Annotated in this window: 18 protein-coding genes; 12 read left to right on the top strand and 6 right to left on the bottom strand. The window is 61.4% G+C overall.

The window, feature by feature from the left end:
* Positions 1-10: 10 nt before the first annotated feature.
* From rpe to GKO01_RS02695, 6 genes are all read left to right on the top strand, one after another.
* Positions 11-688: a ribulose-phosphate 3-epimerase gene (rpe, locus tag GKO01_RS02720; RefSeq protein WP_099285643.1), complete on the top strand. Its 678-nt coding sequence runs from the start codon at positions 11-13 to the stop codon at positions 686-688.
* Entirely contained in the window at positions 685-2,340 is a 1,656-nt protein-coding gene (locus tag GKO01_RS02715) for a heparinase II/III family protein (RefSeq protein ID WP_099285642.1), read from the top strand. The genes rpe and GKO01_RS02715 overlap by 4 nt, the downstream gene beginning before the upstream one ends.
* Positions 2,341-2,365: 25 nt before the next feature.
* Complete coding sequence (locus GKO01_RS02710; protein WP_099285641.1) at positions 2,366-3,511, top strand: glycosyltransferase family 4 protein; 1,146 nt, start codon at positions 2,366-2,368, stop codon at positions 3,509-3,511.
* Positions 3,512-3,711: 200 nt separating this feature from the next.
* Complete coding sequence (locus tag GKO01_RS02705; protein WP_099285848.1) at positions 3,712-4,455, top strand: (Fe-S)-binding protein; 744 nt, start codon at positions 3,712-3,714, stop codon at positions 4,453-4,455.
* Positions 4,452-5,975: a lactate utilization protein B gene (locus GKO01_RS02700; RefSeq protein ID WP_099285640.1), complete on the top strand. Its 1,524-nt coding sequence runs from the start codon at positions 4,452-4,454 to the stop codon at positions 5,973-5,975. Before GKO01_RS02705 ends, GKO01_RS02700 begins: the two co-directional genes overlap by 4 nt.
* Positions 5,972-6,559, top strand: a complete 588-nt coding sequence (locus tag GKO01_RS02695) for a LutC/YkgG family protein (RefSeq protein ID WP_099285639.1) — start codon at positions 5,972-5,974, stop codon at positions 6,557-6,559. Before GKO01_RS02700 ends, GKO01_RS02695 begins: the two co-directional genes overlap by 4 nt.
* A 16-nt stretch (positions 6,560-6,575) precedes the next feature.
* Here the strand turns inward: GKO01_RS02695 and GKO01_RS02690 are convergent, their stop codons facing one another.
* From GKO01_RS02690 to GKO01_RS02670, 5 genes are all read right to left on the bottom strand, one after another.
* On the bottom strand, positions 6,576-7,181 hold the full coding sequence (locus GKO01_RS02690; protein WP_099285638.1) for a response regulator transcription factor: 606 nt from the start codon (positions 7,179-7,181) through the stop codon (positions 6,576-6,578).
* Positions 7,178-8,302, bottom strand: coding sequence for a sensor histidine kinase (locus tag GKO01_RS02685; RefSeq protein WP_099285637.1), 1,125 nt, complete (start codon positions 8,300-8,302; stop codon positions 7,178-7,180). Before GKO01_RS02685 ends, GKO01_RS02690 begins: the two co-directional genes overlap by 4 nt.
* Positions 8,302-8,853, bottom strand: a complete 552-nt coding sequence (locus GKO01_RS02680) for a hypothetical protein (RefSeq protein WP_174694214.1) — start codon at positions 8,851-8,853, stop codon at positions 8,302-8,304. The genes GKO01_RS02685 and GKO01_RS02680 overlap by 1 nt, the downstream gene beginning before the upstream one ends.
* Before the next feature lie 109 nt (positions 8,854-8,962).
* Positions 8,963-10,213 (bottom strand): tyrosine--tRNA ligase, encoded by a 1,251-nt coding sequence (gene tyrS, locus GKO01_RS02675; RefSeq protein ID WP_099285635.1) that lies wholly within the window; start codon positions 10,211-10,213, stop codon positions 8,963-8,965.
* Between the two features lie 169 nt (positions 10,214-10,382).
* Positions 10,383-11,048, bottom strand: a complete 666-nt coding sequence (locus tag GKO01_RS02670; protein WP_099285634.1) for an alpha/beta hydrolase — start codon at positions 11,046-11,048, stop codon at positions 10,383-10,385.
* Between the two features lie 136 nt (positions 11,049-11,184).
* Here GKO01_RS02670 and GKO01_RS02665 point away from each other — a divergent pair, with 136 nt between their 5' ends.
* Genes GKO01_RS02665 through GKO01_RS02645 form a run of 5 tightly spaced genes read left to right on the top strand, consistent with a single transcriptional unit; the run spans position 11,185 to position 15,515 of the window.
* The gene (locus GKO01_RS02665; RefSeq protein ID WP_244901295.1) at positions 11,185-12,285 is read left to right on the top strand and encodes a cysteine desulfurase family protein; all 1,101 of its coding nucleotides are present in this window, start codon (positions 11,185-11,187) and stop codon (positions 12,283-12,285) included.
* A gap of 13 nt (positions 12,286-12,298) precedes the next feature.
* Positions 12,299-13,441: a cysteine desulfurase family protein gene (locus GKO01_RS02660; RefSeq protein ID WP_099285632.1), complete on the top strand. Its 1,143-nt coding sequence runs from the start codon at positions 12,299-12,301 to the stop codon at positions 13,439-13,441.
* A 21-nt stretch (positions 13,442-13,462) separates the two neighbouring features.
* Complete coding sequence (locus tag GKO01_RS02655; protein ID WP_062027361.1) at positions 13,463-13,777, top strand: ferredoxin family 2Fe-2S iron-sulfur cluster binding protein; 315 nt, start codon at positions 13,463-13,465, stop codon at positions 13,775-13,777.
* A 5-nt stretch (positions 13,778-13,782) separates the two neighbouring features.
* Positions 13,783-14,868 carry a tRNA 2-thiouridine(34) synthase MnmA gene (gene mnmA / locus GKO01_RS02650; RefSeq protein WP_099285631.1) on the top strand — a complete coding sequence of 362 codons (1,086 nt, stop codon included), beginning with the start codon at positions 13,783-13,785 and terminating at the stop codon, positions 14,866-14,868.
* On the top strand, positions 14,868-15,515 hold the full coding sequence (locus GKO01_RS02645) for a glutathione S-transferase family protein (RefSeq protein ID WP_099285630.1): 648 nt from the start codon (positions 14,868-14,870) through the stop codon (positions 15,513-15,515). The genes mnmA and GKO01_RS02645 overlap by 1 nt, the downstream gene beginning before the upstream one ends.
* Before the next feature lie 3 nt (positions 15,516-15,518).
* On the opposite strand, the gene GKO01_RS02640 is transcribed toward GKO01_RS02645, so the two are convergent.
* Positions 15,519-15,740, bottom strand: a complete 222-nt coding sequence (locus GKO01_RS02640) for a hypothetical protein (RefSeq protein WP_099285847.1) — start codon at positions 15,738-15,740, stop codon at positions 15,519-15,521.
* Positions 15,741-15,968: 228 nt separating this feature from the next.
* Between GKO01_RS02640 and GKO01_RS02635 the strand changes: the two genes are divergently transcribed.
* Positions 15,969-17,243 carry a cation:proton antiporter gene (locus tag GKO01_RS02635; RefSeq protein ID WP_099285629.1) on the top strand — a complete coding sequence of 425 codons (1,275 nt, stop codon included), beginning with the start codon at positions 15,969-15,971 and terminating at the stop codon, positions 17,241-17,243.
* The last annotated feature ends 65 nt before the right edge of the window (positions 17,244-17,308 follow it).

Below are 17,308 nucleotides of genomic sequence, written 5' to 3'. Positions count from 1 at the left end.
ACATGAGTGTATGACTGAGCGTTCTTCGATCATTGTCGCCCCCAGCCTTCTGGCTGCTGACTTTTCCCGCCTCGGGGAAGAGATTGCCTCCATTGCGCGTGCGCCATGGCTCCATCTTGATGTGATGGACGGGCATTTCGTGCCGAATATCTCGTTCGGCCCTCCGGTGATTGCGGCACTGCGCAAGCATACGGACGCGAAATTCGACGTGCATCTGATGATTGATCCGGTCGATCCGTACCTGGAAGCGACAGCAAAAGCCGGTGCCGACCATATCACGGTGCATGTCGAGAACGCTCCCCATCTGCACCGCTCGCTTCAGACCATCCGTGCGCTGGGATGCCGTCCGGGTGTGGCGATCTGCCCGGCGACGCCTGCGGTGGCGCTGTCGGAAGTCATGGATCTGGTGGACATCATCCTCGTCATGACCGTCAATCCCGGTTTTGGCGGACAGAGCTTCCTCGACAGCCAGCTTGCCAAAATCAGGACGCTGGCGGAGATGATCCGCAAGAGTGGTCGTGAGATCATTCTTGCCGTGGATGGTGGGATCGACCCGCGCACGGCGCCGCGCGTTGTCGAAGCCGGTGCGACCATGCTCGTCGCAGGTTCGGCGATTTTTGGAAAAGAAGACCGGGACGCGGCGATCCGGGCGCTTGAAGGACCGTTCGTGGAACAGACCCCCGGATGACAGGCAGTCCCTGGCTTCGCGGTCTGCGTCTCTCTCTTGCCCGTTTGCCGTTTGGCGCGCCTGCCCCCGAAGGACCGGTGCATGTGTTCCGTGATCCCTGGAAGGGAGATGCTGAGCACGGTGCACGCCTGATTGGCGGGAAGTTCCGTTTCGACCGGCATGATTATGTTTTGCCCAGCGGTAACTGGGAGCGGGGCCCCTGGCCCGAACCTGCGCGGGAATGGCTGCATGGGTTCGGCTGGCTGCGGGACCTGAGGACGCTCGGGAGCGACAGGGCACGCCTGACTGCGCGCGGACTCGTTAGTGATTGGCTGGCGCACCCGCCTACCGATCCTCTGGTCCGCGATGCCTGTGTGACGGGATCGCGTCTGGCCTCATGGCTATCGAACCACGAATTCTGTCTGGCATCCGCTGATCCGCGACTTCAGCAGCGTTTGATGGAGCGGATGCTGGTGGAGGGGCGCACCATTGCGGCCCTTCTGCCGCTGCCGCCGCAGGGCGCGCGTGGGTTGATGGCCTTTCGGGGGCTTCTGGCCGCGGCGATGGCGATGCCGGAGCAGACGGGATTCATGTCCCGCTTTCTGCGCTATCTTCCGGCGGAGTTGGAGCGCCTTGTTCTCGCGGATGGGACCGTGATTGAGCGTAGCCCCGAGGCGCAATTTCTGGTGGCGCGTGAGCTGGCGGAAATGTCCGTCATGTTCCGCACGGCCCATGCAAGTGTGCCTCCGTTCATCGACCGGGCTCTGGACAAGGTCTGTCCTGTTCTGCGAGCCATGCGGCACGGGGATGGAGGGCTTGCGGTCTTCAACGGGGCGAACGAACGGCACAGTGCGGCGGTGGAGGATGTTCTCGCGCAGGGATCGCGCCAGAAGCTGATCGCGCCTGCCATGCCGCAGGGCCGCTTTACGCGGCTGGCGCTCGGCAAGTCGCTGCTGATTGTCGATAGCGGACCGCCTGCTCCGGCGGGTTTCGATAAAACCGCCCATGCCGGAACGCTGTCTTTTGAGTTCTCGCATCAGCGGCACCGCCTGTTCGTCAATTGCGGCAGTGCCGTAATCGGCGCGTGGCGGGACGCCATGCGGAGCAGTGCGGCCCATACGGTTCTCGTCGCGGATGGTCTGTCTTCGGCAGATTTCGGGCCTGATGGCGGCATGACGCGCCGTCCGGTCACTGTCTCCTGCGACCATCAGACGGACGGGACCGCGCACTGGCTGGATCTGTCGCATGACGGTTATCATGCCCCGCTGGGCGCGAAATGGACGCGGCGTCTGTATTTCGGTGCTGATGGTGAGGACCTGCGGGGGCAGGAGCTGATCGACGGCGAACGCAATATCGATTTCGCTATCCGTTTTCACATCCACCCGGATGTGACGGTGACGCAGGATGACGAGGACATCATTCTTCAGGTCGGTGGGACGATCTGGCGTTTCAGGCAACGCGATGGTGTCGTACGTCTGGAAAACGACGTGTATCTAGGGCGTGGAAAACGCGAAATCTGCCGCCAGATCATCATCACGCCGCAGCCGGTTGCCGAGGTCGCTGCCCCGCCTGAGGGCGACAGCGCTCCCGAGCCTGAAAAACCCGCAGCGCAGAAGCCGGTCAAACGGACCCATCAGAGCGTGACATGGTTGCTCGAACGTATTCCGGAATAAGCCGTCTCGTGTTCAGGGGGCGGGCGTGAAGATCCTTGAAATCACGAATGTGGATTTTGCGCTCAGGCAGTTTCTACTGCCGCTGATGCGGGAACTGCGCGAGGCCGGGCATGATGTTCAGGGGGCCTGTGCCGAAGGTGCGCATCTCAAGGCCGTGCGGGCCGAGGGCTTTACGGTGCATGGCGTTCCGATGGCGCGATCGCTCTCGCCGGTTGCCCAGTATCGCGCTTTTGTTGCGTTGCTGCGGCTGATCCGGCGTGAAAAGCCGGATCTGGTGCATGGTCATATGCCCATCAGCGGTATTCTGGCACGGTTTGCCGCGCGTCTCTGCGGAGTGCGGATCGTGGCCTATACCTGCCATGGCTTTCTGTTCAATCAGCCGGGATCATGGCGCCGTCGGGTGCTGTCCCTGATGTTGGAATGGGCGGCGGGGCGTATGACGGATCTGTATATGACCGTTTCGCGCGAGGAAGCGCGGGATGCGCGTCGCCTGCATCTGAACCGCAACCCCATTGCCATTGGCAACGGCCGCGACCCGAAACGCTTTCATCCCGATCCGGCCATTCGGGCCCGGATGCGCGAGGAGCTTGGGGTTCCGCAGGATCGACCGGTGGTTATCGTGGTGTCGCGTCTGGTGCGGCACAAGGGTCATCCCGAGTTGCTGCGGGCGATGGAAGATGTTCCGGATGCCGAACTCTGGGTCGTTGGCGAGCGTTTGGCTTCGGATCACGGGGTGGATCTGACGGTGCCATTCAAACGCGCGGGGGAGCATCTGGGGCCACGTCTGCGGATGCTTGGATATCGGGAGGATGTGGCCGAGCTTCTGATGGCAGCGGATATTTTCGCGTTGCCCAGCCATTTTGAAGGTCTGCCCATGTCGGTCATCGAAGCGATGCTGACGGGGCTGCCGGTCGTGGCGACGGATGTTCGCGGACCCAGAGAGCAGGTTGTGGACGGGGCAACCGGATTTCTGGTACCGCCGGGTCTTTCTGCTCCGCTTGCCCGCGCCCTGAGTCTTCTGGTGCAGGACGCGGCGTTGAGAGAGGCCATGGGCAACGCTGCAAGACGACTGGCGCTGGAAACTTACGACGAGCGCCGTATTCTTGGGCATGTCGTTGCCTTAATGGAAAAGGTTGCGTCCGAGCATGCGCTTGGCAGGCAGAAAGCCTGAGACTATTCTGGTTTTTTAATCTTCTTCGATGAATACTTGAGAATCATCTTTTCAAATCACGATCAGATATTGGTATTACTATCAGGACTAAAATACTCTGGTTATGATGACTTCGATTCTCCCGTAAACTTGTCTTTTGTTTTTATGTTGTTTTCATGAGACTGTGATCATACGCGTTGATTGAAGGCAAAGGTATTCCCATGAAGGTCGGTCTGTTTGTTCCCTGTTATGTGGACATGTTTCATCCCGAAACAGGAATTGCGACTCTGGAACTGCTGGAGCGTTTCGGACTGTCCGTTGAATATCCGGTCGATCAGACATGCTGTGGCCAGCCCATGACCAATACCGGCTGCGAGCGCGAGGCCGCCAAGACGGAAGAGTTATTCGTCCGCAATTTCGGGAAATACGACTATATCGTCACGCCGTCCGGAAGCTGCACCAATCAGGTGCGCAACAACATGACCGCCATTGAACAGACCGATGCCGTCAAACATGTCCGCAGCCGCACCTATGAACTGGTTGAGTTCCTGCACGACGTTCTCAAGGTCGATGCATTCCCTTGGGCTGAGTTCCCGCATCGTGTTGCCTTGCACAACAACTGCAACACGCTGCGGAACCTGCGGATCGCCAGCATGAGCGAACGTCGGGAAGAGCCGTTTTCCAAGCCGAAGGCGCTGCTGGGGATGGTTAAGGGTATTGAATTCGCCGATCTGACGCGCCCTGACGAATGCTGCGGCTTTGGCGGCACGTTCTCGGTGTTCGAGGAAGGTGTTTCGGCTAAAATGGGTCAGGACAAGGTTACGGACCAACTCAAGTCCGGCGCGGAATATGTCACGTCGTCCGACAGTTCCTGCATGATGCATCAGGAAGGCTGTGCGCGGCGGATGGGCGCCAATCTCAAATACATTCACATCGCCCAGATCCTGAACGGAGCACGCGCATGACCGCCGAATTGCATGAAGAGCTGACGGACCCGCATGGCGAACACCTCGATCACGGCGCCGCCTCGTCCCCGCCTCTGAAGTCCCGGATTTCGGAACCCCAGCCGCGGGGTGCGAAAATCCGTGGCAACCGCCCCGTTGACCAGTCCGAAGCTGCGAACCGCTTCATGGCCGCGACCGAACATGAAGCCATGCATGACGCGCGCCTGTGGGATTTGCGTCAGAAGCGCGACAAGGAAATGCATGGGATCGAGGAATGGGAGGAGCTTCGCAACCTTGCCTCTAGCATCAAGGAACACACGCTTTCGAAGCTCGATTACTATCTCGAACTGTTCGAGAAAAATGCGACGGCCAACGGAATCAAGGTTCACTGGGCGAAGGATGGGGCCGAGCATAACGCCATTGTTCTGGAAATTCTGCGGAGCAGGGGCGTCGAGCGGCTGATCAAGAGCAAATCCATGCTGACGGAAGAATGCGGCTTCCGGGAGTTCATGGCCCACAATAATGTCGAGGTCATCGAGACGGATCTGGGCGAACGCATCCAGCAGTTGGATGATGAAGCCCCCAGCCATGTCGTGGTTCCGGCCGTGCACAAGTTGCGCACCGATGTCGCCAGTGTTTTTGCCAAAACGATCGGCTCCGACCCTGACAATGCCGATGCGCACTACCTGACAGAATGTCAGCGCGAGGCTACGCGCCCACTGATCCTCTCGGCGCAGGCGGGAATGACGGGCGGTAATTTCGTGGTTGCGGAAACGGGGACGTTCGTTGTCTGCACCAATGAGGGCAACGCGGATCTGTCCGCCAATACGCCGCCGCTGCATATCGCGTCCATCGGGATCGAGAAGCTCATTCCCGGCCTGAACGAGTTGCCGGTCTTTATCCGGCTGCTGTCGCGGAGCGCTCTGGGGTCCCCGATTACGCAGTATACCTCGCATTTTCGCGGCCCGCGTGAGGGTGGCGAGATGCATGTTGTGCTCGTGGATAACGGGCGTTCCGAGCGTCTGGGGATGGAGAAGTTCTGGCCGGGGCTAAAATGCATCCGCTGTGGCGCCTGCATGAACACCTGCCCGGTGTTCCGGCGGAGTGGTGGTCTGAGTTATGGCGCGACTTACGCCGGACCGATCGGGCTGATTATCGATCCGACTTTCAACGTCCATAAATACCGTAACCTGCCGTATTCTTCGACGATGAACGGGAGTTGCACCAATGTTTGCCCAGTGAAGATCAATATTCACGAACAGATTGCTGACTGGCGCAAAACGCTGGCGGGCGAGGGGGAAATTTCTCCGGTCAAGAAGGTCATGATGAAGGCGGCGGGCGAGGTTCTGGCGTCGCCTGTGGTCTATCGGGCGAGCCTGCCTCTGGGGCGGAGCGCGCTGCGGCACCTGCCGCATTTCATGCTCTATAACAAGCTCAATACCTGGGGCCGCAAGCGCGACATTCCTGAAACGCCCAAACAGACCTTCAATGAATGGTATCGCAAGAACCGGAAGTCGCAGAGCGAGGGAGAAAAGTCATGAGCGGCTCACGCGACGCCATTCTGGGAGCAATCCGCAGCACTCATCTTCAGGGCGAGTATCCCCGTCCTGCCGTGCCGCTGTTCGATCAGGCAGCCCCAGTCGATCTGAAGGCTCTGTTCCAGAAATCTCTGGAACGCATGGGCGGGAAAATGCTGCTTCCGGATGTGGCTGATCCGATGGCGCCCGTGCGGCAGGCCATCGTCAAGCCGGGGCCTGTCGTGTCCTGTGTGCCGGAGTTTGAGGGGGATATGAAAATCACCCCCCAGACGAAGCCCACGGATATCGCGCCGGTCGAATATGCCGTTCTGCGTGCGGCGTTTGGCGTGGCGGAGACCGGGTCGCTGTGTTTCACGGAAAAGCAGCTTCATGTGAACACCACGGGCTTTCTGCCACAGCATCTGATCGTCCTGCTGGACCCCGCCCAGATCGTTTACAACCTGCACAATGCCTATCAGCGTCCGGAATGGTTGCAGGCCCATTATGCCGTGTTCCAGAGCGGCCCGTCAGCGACGGCGGATATTGAAGGGGTTCTGGTGCACGGTGCTCAGGGGGTGCGGTCTCTGAGCGTTCTGCTTCAGCCCTGATAAAACGGCGGGCCGCTTACAGCCAGCCGTTCGCGCGGGCGATGCGGCCGGCTTCTATGCGGTTCCGAGCGTCCAGCTTCTGGACGATTTCCGAGAAATAGTTGCGGACTGTTCCTGAAGACAGGGACAGTTCTTCCGCAATTTCACGGTTCGTGCGTCCGGCTTCGGCCAGACGAAGCATGGTGCGTTCGCGTTCGGAAAGCGGATCGGGCAGAGCGTCCCAGACGGCTTCGGCCAGATCGGGTGCGATCGCCCGCCCCCCTGCGGCGACTTTGCGGATGGCGGCGGCAAGCTGTGTGATGGGGGCGTCCTTGAGCATGTAGCCGCGCACCCCGGCCTGAAGCGCGCGGCGCAGATAGCCGGAGCGTCCAAAGGTCGTCACGATCATGACGCGGCTGGGAAGATTTTCCTGAAGGATTTTCTCGGCAAGTTCGATGCCCGTGACATGGGGCATTTCGATGTCGGTCAGGACCACATCGGGGCGGTGCTCGCGGATCAGCTCGAGCGCCTCGCGCCCGTCCGTGGCGCGTCCGACGATCTGGATATCGTCTTCAAGATGGAGCAGGGCCTCGAAGGCATCGAGGAGCATGGTCTGGTCTTCGGCAAGGATGAGGCGGATCATGGCAGGGTCGTCGCAGTCAGTGTGAAACCCCGGGGGCGGGGAGAGATGGTCAGGGTGCCGCCCGAGGCGGCCAATCTGGCGCGCATGCCGCGCAGACCGTTGCCTTCGACGATGGTCCGGGCGGGTTGTGCGGCCTGAAGCGGGCCGTCGTCTTCGAGGGTGAAGGTGTGGATGTGCCCGCTGGCGTCGTACAGAAAGGTCAGGGTGCAGGTTCGGGCGTCGGAATGACGGATGACGTTCGTAACGGCTTCACGCAGGGCGAGGGCGAGTACGCTGTTTGGGGGGGCATCAGCAGGAGGCTCGCGGCCCTCGAGAACGAGCGTGATGCCTGTCGTGTGCAGGGCTTTGCGGGCACGCTCCAGTTCGCGCAGGAGGGACGCCCCGTTCATGCCGGACACGGCCTCGCGGACTTCGCGCAGGGACGTGCGGGCGATCTGGCTGATTTCGTTGATTTCCTGTCGGGCACGGGGCGGATCGGCTGTAAACAGGCGTTCGGAGAGTTCGGCCTTGACGGAAATGACGGTCAGGGAATGGCCCAGAAGATCATGCAGGTCACGGGCGATGCGTTCGCGCTCGGCGGTTGTGGCGAGCGCACGGATTTCGTTCTGGGCTTCGCGCAGTTCGAAATTGCGGATGCCGAGCTGCCACTGCACGAGTGTTCCCATATAGGTGATGATGCTGAAAAAGGCGCCGGGAATGACTTCAAGCGTGGTTTTGTGTCGGAAATGGCCGGAAATGATGAGTACGACCTGCAACAGGATGACCATCGTAATGGACTGTCGCCTTTCGGGCAGGCGCGCACACATTCCAGCAGCGAAAATACAGTAGACTTCCCAGTCGCCATGCGTCCAGGCACAGGCATGGCCGATCAGATCGGTGAGGATGATTTCGCCATAGCCGTAATAGCGATCTTTGCGGTAGGGCGCGAAATAGACCAGCAGAAACAGCAGCATGGCCGCTGCCGAAAACAGGACGCCCGGCAGCGTGGGGCGGTGATAGCCCAGCAGCCAGGGAACCGGATAAAACAGCAGGTAGCTCAGATAGGCCACCAGATAGTGGTTGAAGTGCGGCCAGGGCGTTTTACGATCCGCCAGATGGCGGGAGAGGGAATCTGCGGCCATCAGGTGAGGGTGATGGAGGCCGGTTCGGCAGGCAGGAACAGGCCGGACCGCCATAGTCGTATCGCGCTGCCAACCCAGATGGCGAGGGCCGTGCCGAAACCTGCGACTTCCAGATGGTGCGGTTCGGGCAGAAGCATGGAAAGGCCCGAAATCAGGACGATGGCGCCGCCCATGAACACATGCACCGGTTCTTGCAGGGCGCGGCCCAGCGGGACGTAGGACAGGCCAATGATGGCCCCGAGCATCGGATAGAACAGGTCCAGCCGGTGATGGGAATGGGTCCATGACGCGGCGGCGAAAATCCCTACGAAACGCAGGATTTTGATGCGACGCGTCAGCTTCGGGTCAACGGAGATTTCGGGGCGTCGCAGGATGAGGTCGCGGCGGGCGAAACCGAGGACCAGAAGAAGCGTCGGGATGGCGATGAGTGCGATGGTCAAGGCTGTGGGCAGTTTGCCCGCCTGTGCACCGCGTGTGGCCCAGACGGCTGCGAAGGCCAGACCTGCGCAGTCAGTCAGCAGGCCACGCCAGTTTTTGCGTTCCGTCATCATCCGCGCTGCGTCTCCGTTGGGGGCAACCTGCGGCGAGGATGCCCGTTCCGGCGGAGAAAAAACAGGGTGCAGTGTCAGGAGTCGCGGATGACATCGGTCATGACGGATGTCAGACCGGACGGAGCAGGATGTGCTTTTTCTTGCCGGACGACACCTTCAGAACACCGTCGCGCAGGTCGTCGAGCGTGAAAGTCTGGTTTTCGTCCGAAACTACCACGTCGTTGACGCGACCGCCGCCGCCGCGGATCAGGCGGCGGGCTTCTCCGCCACTTGCGGCCAGTCCGGCCTCCTGAAAGACGCGGAATGCGGGCAGACCTTCAGCGATCAGAGTGGCAGGCAGGTCGATTTCTGGCAGGGCAGCCTGAGTGGAGCCCTGCTCGAAGACGCGGCGTGCCGTTTCGGCGGCGTCTTCAGCCGCCGCGCGACCGTGGCAGATGGCGGTGGCTTCGGTGGCGAGTATTTTCTTGGCCTCGTTGATGTCCGCGCCTTCGAGCGCCCCAAGCCGTTCGCACTCCTCGACGGGAAGATCCGTGAAGAGTTTGAGGAAGCGGCCGACATCGGCGTCTTCGGTGTTGCGCCAGAACTGCCAGTATTCGAATGCGGGCAGACGCTCGGCCCGAACCCATGTCGCGCCGTTGGCGGACTTGCCCATTTTCGCGCCCGAGGACGTGGTGACGAGTGGCGTAGTCAGACCGAAGATCTGTTTTCCGTCCGTCCGGCGGGCCAGATCAATCCCGGAGACGATGTTGCCCCACTGGTCCGAGCCGCCCATCTGAAGGATGGCGCCATGGCGGCGGTTCAGTTCGCGGAAATCGTAGGACTGGAGGATGGAGTAATTGAACTCCAGAAACGTTAGACCCTGTTCCCGCTCCAGGCGCTGCTTCACGCTGTCGAAAGCGAGCATGCGGCTGATGGAGAAATGAACGCCCACGTCTTGCAGCAGGTCAATGTAGGACAGTTTGTCCAGCCAGTCCGCGTTGTTCGCGAGGATGGCGCCGCTGGAAGGGTCTTCATCGCTGAAGGTGATGAACTGACGCAGGGATTTCTCGATCCCGGCGATGTTGTGCGCGATCGTTTCGCCCGTCATGAGGGAGCGGGCTTCGTCGCGGAAGGATGGATCGCCGATTTTGGCTGTGCCGCCGCCCATCAGGGCGATCGGGCGATGGCCATGTTTCTGGAGCAGGCGTAGCGCCATAATGGAGAGCGCATTGCCGACATGCAGGGAGTCCGCTGTCGGATCGAAACCCACATAAGCGGTGATCGGTCCGGCCAGCAGGGCCTCGTCGAGGGCGTCGAGGTCGGTGCATTGGAAGATCAGGCCACGCGCCTGGGCTTCGAGGAGGAACGGACTCTTTGGCATGGGTCGGTCTTGCTACGCTGCTGCTGAAAAGAAGGGACACGGACCCTAGCATGACCGGCGCGGGAGCGGAAATTTCGGCGTTTGACAGGGATTTGTGGAGCCGGAATCAAAAAGGCTCTCCGCGAGGGAGAGCCTTTTTGAAGGTGTCTGTCGGGATGTTCGTCCCGGATCAGTCTGCGGCCAGAGCCAGTGCCTTGCGGCCACGCATCGTATTGACGTGATCTTCCAGCGCCTCGCCGACGCGGTCGGCCTGTTTGGCGAAGATGTGGTCGGCGTCGTCGAAGATACGGTAGTCGACGGTCACGTTCTTCTGGGTGTTCAGCTTGTCTACCAGCTTGCGGATGCCGGGCTCGGGGGCCATTTCGTCCTTGCCGCCGGCAATCATGAGGCCGCCGCAGGGACAGGGGGCCAGAAAGCCGAAATCGTAGTCGTTGGCCGGGGGGGCCACGCTGATCCAGCCGCTGATTTCAGGGCGACGCATCAGAAGCTGCATGCCGACGAACGCGCCGAAGGAATAGCCCGAAATCCACAGTTCGTTGGAGTTCGGATTGACCATCTGCATCCAGTCAAGGGCGGCAGCCGCATCGGAAATTTCGCCGATACCGCCGTCATAACGGCCCTGGGAGCGGCCGACGCCACGCGAATTGTAGCGCATGACCGAGAAGCCCATTTTCTCGAAGCTGCGATACATCGTGTAGGTGATGCGGTTGTTCATGGTGCCGCCGTGGAGCGGATGGGGATGCAGCACCAGGGCGAGCGGAGCGTTGGGTTCGCTGGAGTGGTGGTAACGACCCTCAAGCCGGCCGTCTGGGCCGGCGAACATCACTTCAGGCATAATACTCTCGCGCTGTGTCAGGCAGGATTGGAACTCTGCCGTCCGGTGGTGCTGTGTATACCGATTCGCAAAAGCCGATTTCCACCAAAATCGACATGCCATTGCGATTTCCGCCTGTTTGCCCAATCTGGAAAACATGATGACTGCGCTGAAAACCGTTCCCGCGACGACCTATCTGGACGCCAATGCCACCGAGCCGCTCCGCCCCTGTGCGCGGGACGCTGCGCTGGAGGGGATGACGCTGTCTGGAAACCCGTCTTCGGTTCATGCTGAAGGGCGGGAGGCCCGCCGGTTTCTTGAAGATGCCCGCAGCCGGATGGCGGCGGGTTTCGGGCGGATTTCCGGCGCTTGCGTGTTCACGTCCGGTGCGACGGAAGCCGATGCTATGGCGGTTCATGCTTTCGGGCAGGGGTGTCGGATTTTTGTTGGGGCTACGGAACATGATGCCATCCTCAAGGCCGCGCCGGACGCTGAAATCCTGCCTGTAAACAAGGATGGAATTTTGGATGTGGAACACCTCCGCGTACGGCTGCGGGAGAGTGGTCCGGCACTGGTCTGTGTGATGTCCGCCAATAACGAAACGGGGGTGCTTTCGCCGCTGGAAAACGTGTTAGCCGTCTGTCGCGACTCGGGCGCGCATCTGCATGTGGACGCTGTACAGAGCGCGGGGCGGGTACCGTTTGCGTTGGGCGGGTGCAGTGTTGCGGTGTCGGGGCACAAGATGGGCGGCCCGAAAGGGGCTGGCGCGCTGCTGCTGGCGGAAGATGAGCCCATGGACGCTCTGGTGGCGGGGGGCGGTCAGGAGCGCGGTCGCCGGGGCGGAACGCAGGCGCTTCCGGCCATTCTGGGCATGGCGGCGGCGTTTGATGCGTCGCGTGTGCAGGGCTGGGGGCCGGTGCAACGTCTTCGGGATCGGGTCGAAGCTGTGGCGAAAACTGTTGGCGCGCGGGTTGCCGGGGAAGCGGTGGCGCGGCTGCCGAATACGAGCTGTCTGATTCTGGACGGTGTGGCAGCACAGGTGCAGCTTATGACGCTGGATCTGGCAGGATTCTGCGTCTCTGCGGGATCGGCCTGCTCGTCTGGGAAAGTGTCGTCTTCGCATGTGTTGCGGGCGATGGGGGAGACGGAGGGTGCCGCGCAGGCCATCCGTGTTTCGCTTCCCTGGAATGTGCAGGAGGCTCAGGTCGAGGCGTTTTGCGAGGCGTATGAGGCGATGGCGCGCCGTTTAAGGAAATGATCGGGAAACGGGCATGATCTATCTCGATTATCTTTCGACAACGCCATGCGATCCGGCTGTCGTAGCGGCCATGCTGCCGTGGTTCGGGGAGGATTTCGGCAACCCGCACAGTGTGCATGGGCCGGGGCGGAAAGCGGCGCAGGCCGTGGAGCGAGCACGGGGGGGCGTGGCTGGGCTTTTGGGCGTGGAAGCGCGGGAGATTGTGTTCACGTCCGGCGCGACGGAAGCGAACAATCTCGCCATCAAGGGAGGGGCGCGGTATCTGGTACGGCTGGGCGATCCGCGACGGCGGATCATCACGGTCGCGACGGAGCATAAATGCGTTCTGGAGTCGGTGCGGGCGCTGGAGGCTGAGGGCTTTGAGGCGGTCGTGCTCGGCGTGGATTCTGACGGGCGGGTTGATCCTGAGGCTTTGCGGGAGGCTCTGAAGGTGCCGACACTGCTCGTAAGCATGATGGCTGCGAACAACGAGACGGGTGTGTTGCAGGATATTCCGCGGCTTGCGGCACTTGTGAAGGCTGCAGGCGCGCTGATGCATGTCGATCTGGCGCAGATGGCCGGGAAAATACCGGTGTCGTTGAAGGATGTGGATCTGGCGTCTGTTTCCGCGCACAAAATGTATGGGCCGAAAGGGATCGGGGCGCTGTATGTCCGCCGACGACCGCGTGTCCGGCTGGAGGCGTTGTTTTCGGGGGGCGGGCAGGAACGCGGATTCCGGTCTGGAACGCTGCCGACACCGCTTGTTGTCGGGTTTGGGGTGGCTGCGGAACTGGCTGTTGAGAACATGGCGGATGAGGCCGTGCGGCTGGGCCTGTTGCGGGACGATTTGTGGGCGCAGCTTCAAAACGGCCTGCCGGGGATTGCCCTGAACGGGGGGAGGGCGTCGCGTCTGGCGGGGGCGTTGAATGTCTGTCTGCCTGAGGGACTCCGGGCGCTTGACGTTCTGGAAGCCTGCCCGGATGTTGCCGCTTCGACCGGATCGGCCTGTACGGCAGCGGAGATTGCGCCCTCTTATGTGCTGACGGCGATGGGACTTTCTGCGCAGAAGGCGTCGCAATGCTTGCGCCTGTCGGTCGGACGCTCTACCTCCAAGGCCGATATTGACCGTGCGGCCGAACTTATGATCGCAGCCGCGCGGACGTGCCAACCCAACTGAAACCGGAAAAACGGACGACCTATGCCCAAGATGACCTTTATCGAGCGTGATGGAACCCGTCGTGACGTGGACGCGCCTGTCGGACTGTCGGTGCTGGAAATCGCGCACAAGCATGACATCGATCTTGAAGGCGCCTGCGAAGGATCGCTGGCCTGCGCGACGTGCCATGTGGTCGTCGATCCGGACTGGGCTGCCAAGCTGGGCACGCCCACCGATGACGAGGAAGACATGCTTGATCTGGCGTTCGGTCTGGAAAAGACGTCCCGTCTAGGCTGTCAGATCGTCATGACGGATGCGCTGGATGGCCTGACCGTCCGCCTTCCGAAGGCGGGCTGAGCACCATGCGGATCCTCGTTGCCATGTCGGGAGGCGTGGACAGTTCCGTAGTGGCCGCGTTGCTCAAACGGCAGGGCCACGAGGTGATTGGCGCCACCCTCCAGCTTTACGACCACGGACAGGCCGCCAAGCCGGGTGCATGCTGTGCGGGGCGTGACATCATGGATGCGCGCGCCGTGGCGGACCGTCTGGGCTTTCCGCACTATGTCATTGATGCGGAAACGCGCTTTCGTGACAGCGTGGTCGAGAGCTTTGCGGACGCTTATGCGCGTGGCGAGACGCCTGTTCCCTGCGTGGCCTGCAATCAGGGCGTGAAGTTCACGGATCTTCTGGGCATGGCGCGGGATCTGGGCTGCGAGGCCATGGCGACCGGGCATTACGTCCGCCGTGTCGACGGGCCGGACGGGGCGGAAATGCACCGTCCCGTCGATGCCGAGCGGGACCAGACCTGGTTCCTGTTCGCCACGACCAAAGATCAGCTCGACTATCTGCGCTTTCCGCTGGGCGAGATGCCGGACAAGGCGCATGTCCGTGCGCTGGCCGAAGAACTGGGCCTGTCGATTGCGGCCAAGCCCGACAGTCAGGATATCTGTTTCGTCCCAACCGGCTCCTATGCCGAACTGGTCGAGAAGCTGCGCCCGGAAGTGCGGGGCGAGGGCGAGATCGTGGACGAGGACGGCAGGGTTCTGGGCCGTCACGAAGGCGTGGCGCGTTATACGGTCGGGCAGAGCAAGCGTCTGGGCGACATCCATACCGCAACCGGCGAGCGCCAGATGGTGACGCGCATTGATGTGCCCAAGCGGCGCATCGTGGTCGGGCCGCGTGTGCAGCTTTCGGAAGCCGACAGCCGCCGGACCGTGCATCTGCGGGACATGAACTGGCTGATTGATGCCCCTGCTGAAGGTGTGCGTTGTGGTGTGCAGATCCGCGCGCGGGAGAAGCTGCGCGAGGCTGTCGTAAAGCCATTGGAAAATGGTGGCGCACTGGTGGAACTGAACGAGACCGCGATGCCTGCGCCCGGTCAGGCCTGTGTGTTGTATGATGGAAGCCGCGTGCTGGGCGGCGGCTTCATTACTGCGGGAGAGGCCTGATGGCGGGAATGCTGCTTCTGGGATCGCGTCGGTATTCGTCCTGGTCTCTGCGGGGCTGGCTGGCGGTGCGGCTGGCCGGGCTGGACGTGACGGAAAAGGTTATCGCGCTCAAGGGCGGTGGCCGGACGACCGAGATTCATGTCCGCTCCCCCAACCGGATGGTGCCGTATCTTCAGCATGACGGTGCGGATGTCTGGGAAAGTCTGGCGATCTGCGAATATTGCGCGGAAATCGCACCGTCTCTGTGGCCCGAAGACCGGATTGTGCGGGCTCATGCACGCAGCATCAGCGCGCAGATGCATGCCGGTTTCCGTCCGATCCGCCAGAACTGCTCTATGGATGTTGAGCGTACTCCTGCGCCTCTGGCGGAAATCAGCGAGGAACTGGCGGCCGATGTGGCGCTGCTGAGCCGCACACTCAAAGACGCACTTCTGCGCTCGGGGCAGCCGACGACGTTCCTGTTCGGGGACCGGATGACGGTGGCGGACTGCATGTATGCGCCGATTGCCATCCGCATTCACACGTTTGAGCTGACCGTTGATCCGGTCGTGAAGGTCTGGGTGCGGACGATGCTCGATCAGCCGTTGATACAGGAATGGTATGCGCTGGCGGAGGCCGAACCGGCGGAGTGGCGGCTGCTTTACTGAGGCTTAATGGTGGACGAAGCCCATGCCGGTCTGGAGGGCGGTTCTGAAAACCTCTCCCCAGACGCTGCCGTTACCGCCCATGCCACCACCGCCGTGCCCGCGATCACTTTTGACTGTGTAGCCGGAGTCATCGTCGTCATTGGCGGCTGATGCCATGTCGGCCGGTGCGTGCGAGGCGCAGGCTGCGAGCAGGATGAAAACGGTTACGGTGCAGACCTTTTTCACGAATTCCGTTTCCTCCGGTTGCTGTTCCGCCAAAGAATGCGTGCTGCCGTAACGTCTGTCATGTCAGGAACGGTAAGGAAGCGTAAGCGTGCTGGTGATAGTGCGTGGCGTCTTTCAAAAGAAACTTCCGGGTGCTCCGCGTAGTTAAGCATGATGGATCTGTCCGCGGCTGGCTTGTCATGGCGTCTGTCGTTGCGGGGGCAGAGATCGGGAAGGGACAGTGCGGTTATGAATTCTCTGGGGCTGTTTGCTCTGCTGCTGGCCGTGGCAACGCTGCTTGGAATCATCAATTACCGAACCCTGAAACTCCCATTGGCCATCGGAATCCTGCTGTTTTCGATGCTGATTTCTTTGGTCGTGGTGCTCCTGAATCCGCTTTTTGAGGGCTATGATCTGCAAGAGGTTCCCCGGAGCTTGCTGGGCACGATCAACCTGCCTCGGACACTACTCGACGGGGCACTGTCCTTCCTGCTGTTCGCAGGGGCGATGCAGGTCGATCTGGGAATGATCGTATCTCGCGGTAAGGCGGTCGCGGCGCTGGCGATTGTGGGAACATCGCTGGCCGTAGCACTTCTGGCGGTTCCGGTCTGGTTCATTTTTCCCGTATTCGGGCTTGCTGTGCCTTTCAGCTGGTGCGTGCTGCTGGGCGCGATGCTGGCGCCGACCGACCCGGTCTCGGTTGTGGGCATGTTGCGGCGTCTGGGGCTGCCGCCCTCGCTTCAGGCGACATTCGCGGGAGAGAGCCTGTTCAATGATGGCGTAGGTGTCGTCATTTACGGAACGATGATCGGGATGGCTACGGGAGACATCGCGTCCGTCTCGGCCAGTGATTTCATCTTGCGTTTTCTGGTCGAAGCCGTGGGAGGCGGGTTGTTCGGAGCCTTCACGGGCTGGCTGGCAGTGACGCTGCTACGCGGCGTCGAGGATGCGCAGATCGATCTTCTGGGCTCTCTGGCGCTGGCGGCGGGTACCTATAGCCTTGCGAACGGGCTGCATATGTCCGGACCAATCGCGGTCGTAGTGGCCGGAATGAGTCTGGCCAGCAAGGCGGGGCACAGGGCCATTACGCCGCAATCCCGTGAAGAAATGGTAGGGTTCTGGAACCTGATCGACGAGATCCTGAACGCTCTGCTGTTTCTGTTGATCGGGTTTGAACTGCTGGAAATCAGGCCTCATCTGGCGCCGTTCCTGATGATGGTGGTGGCCATTCCGCTTTCGGTTCTGGTGCGCGGGGCAAGTGTTTTCCTGTGTACCATTCCCGTGCAGCTCCAACCCGGAGAGCGGGGGCGTGCGCTGGGCCTCCTGACTTGGGGCGGGCTGCGGGGCGGTATTTCTGTTGCGCTCGCGCTGGGGCTCCCGGCGGGGGAACTGCGCGATACGCTTTTGCCTGTGTGCTACGGTGTTGTGGTGTTCACGATCATTGTTCAGGGCCTGAGTATGGGGCGGGTAGCGCGTTGGCTGTATCCCGAGAGGCCTTCCGCAGTTGAAGTGCCTCCGGCCTGATAGGGGTGGGTATTTCCGTAAAAGGTGTTCGGCAGGGTCTGTGGGTTCCGGAAGAGGGCTGTGAT

Source organism: Gluconobacter kondonii, from assembly GCF_002723995.1.
GTDB lineage: Bacteria > Pseudomonadota > Alphaproteobacteria > Acetobacterales > Acetobacteraceae > Gluconobacter > Gluconobacter kondonii.
This window is presented reverse-complemented; position numbering and strand designations above follow the sequence as displayed.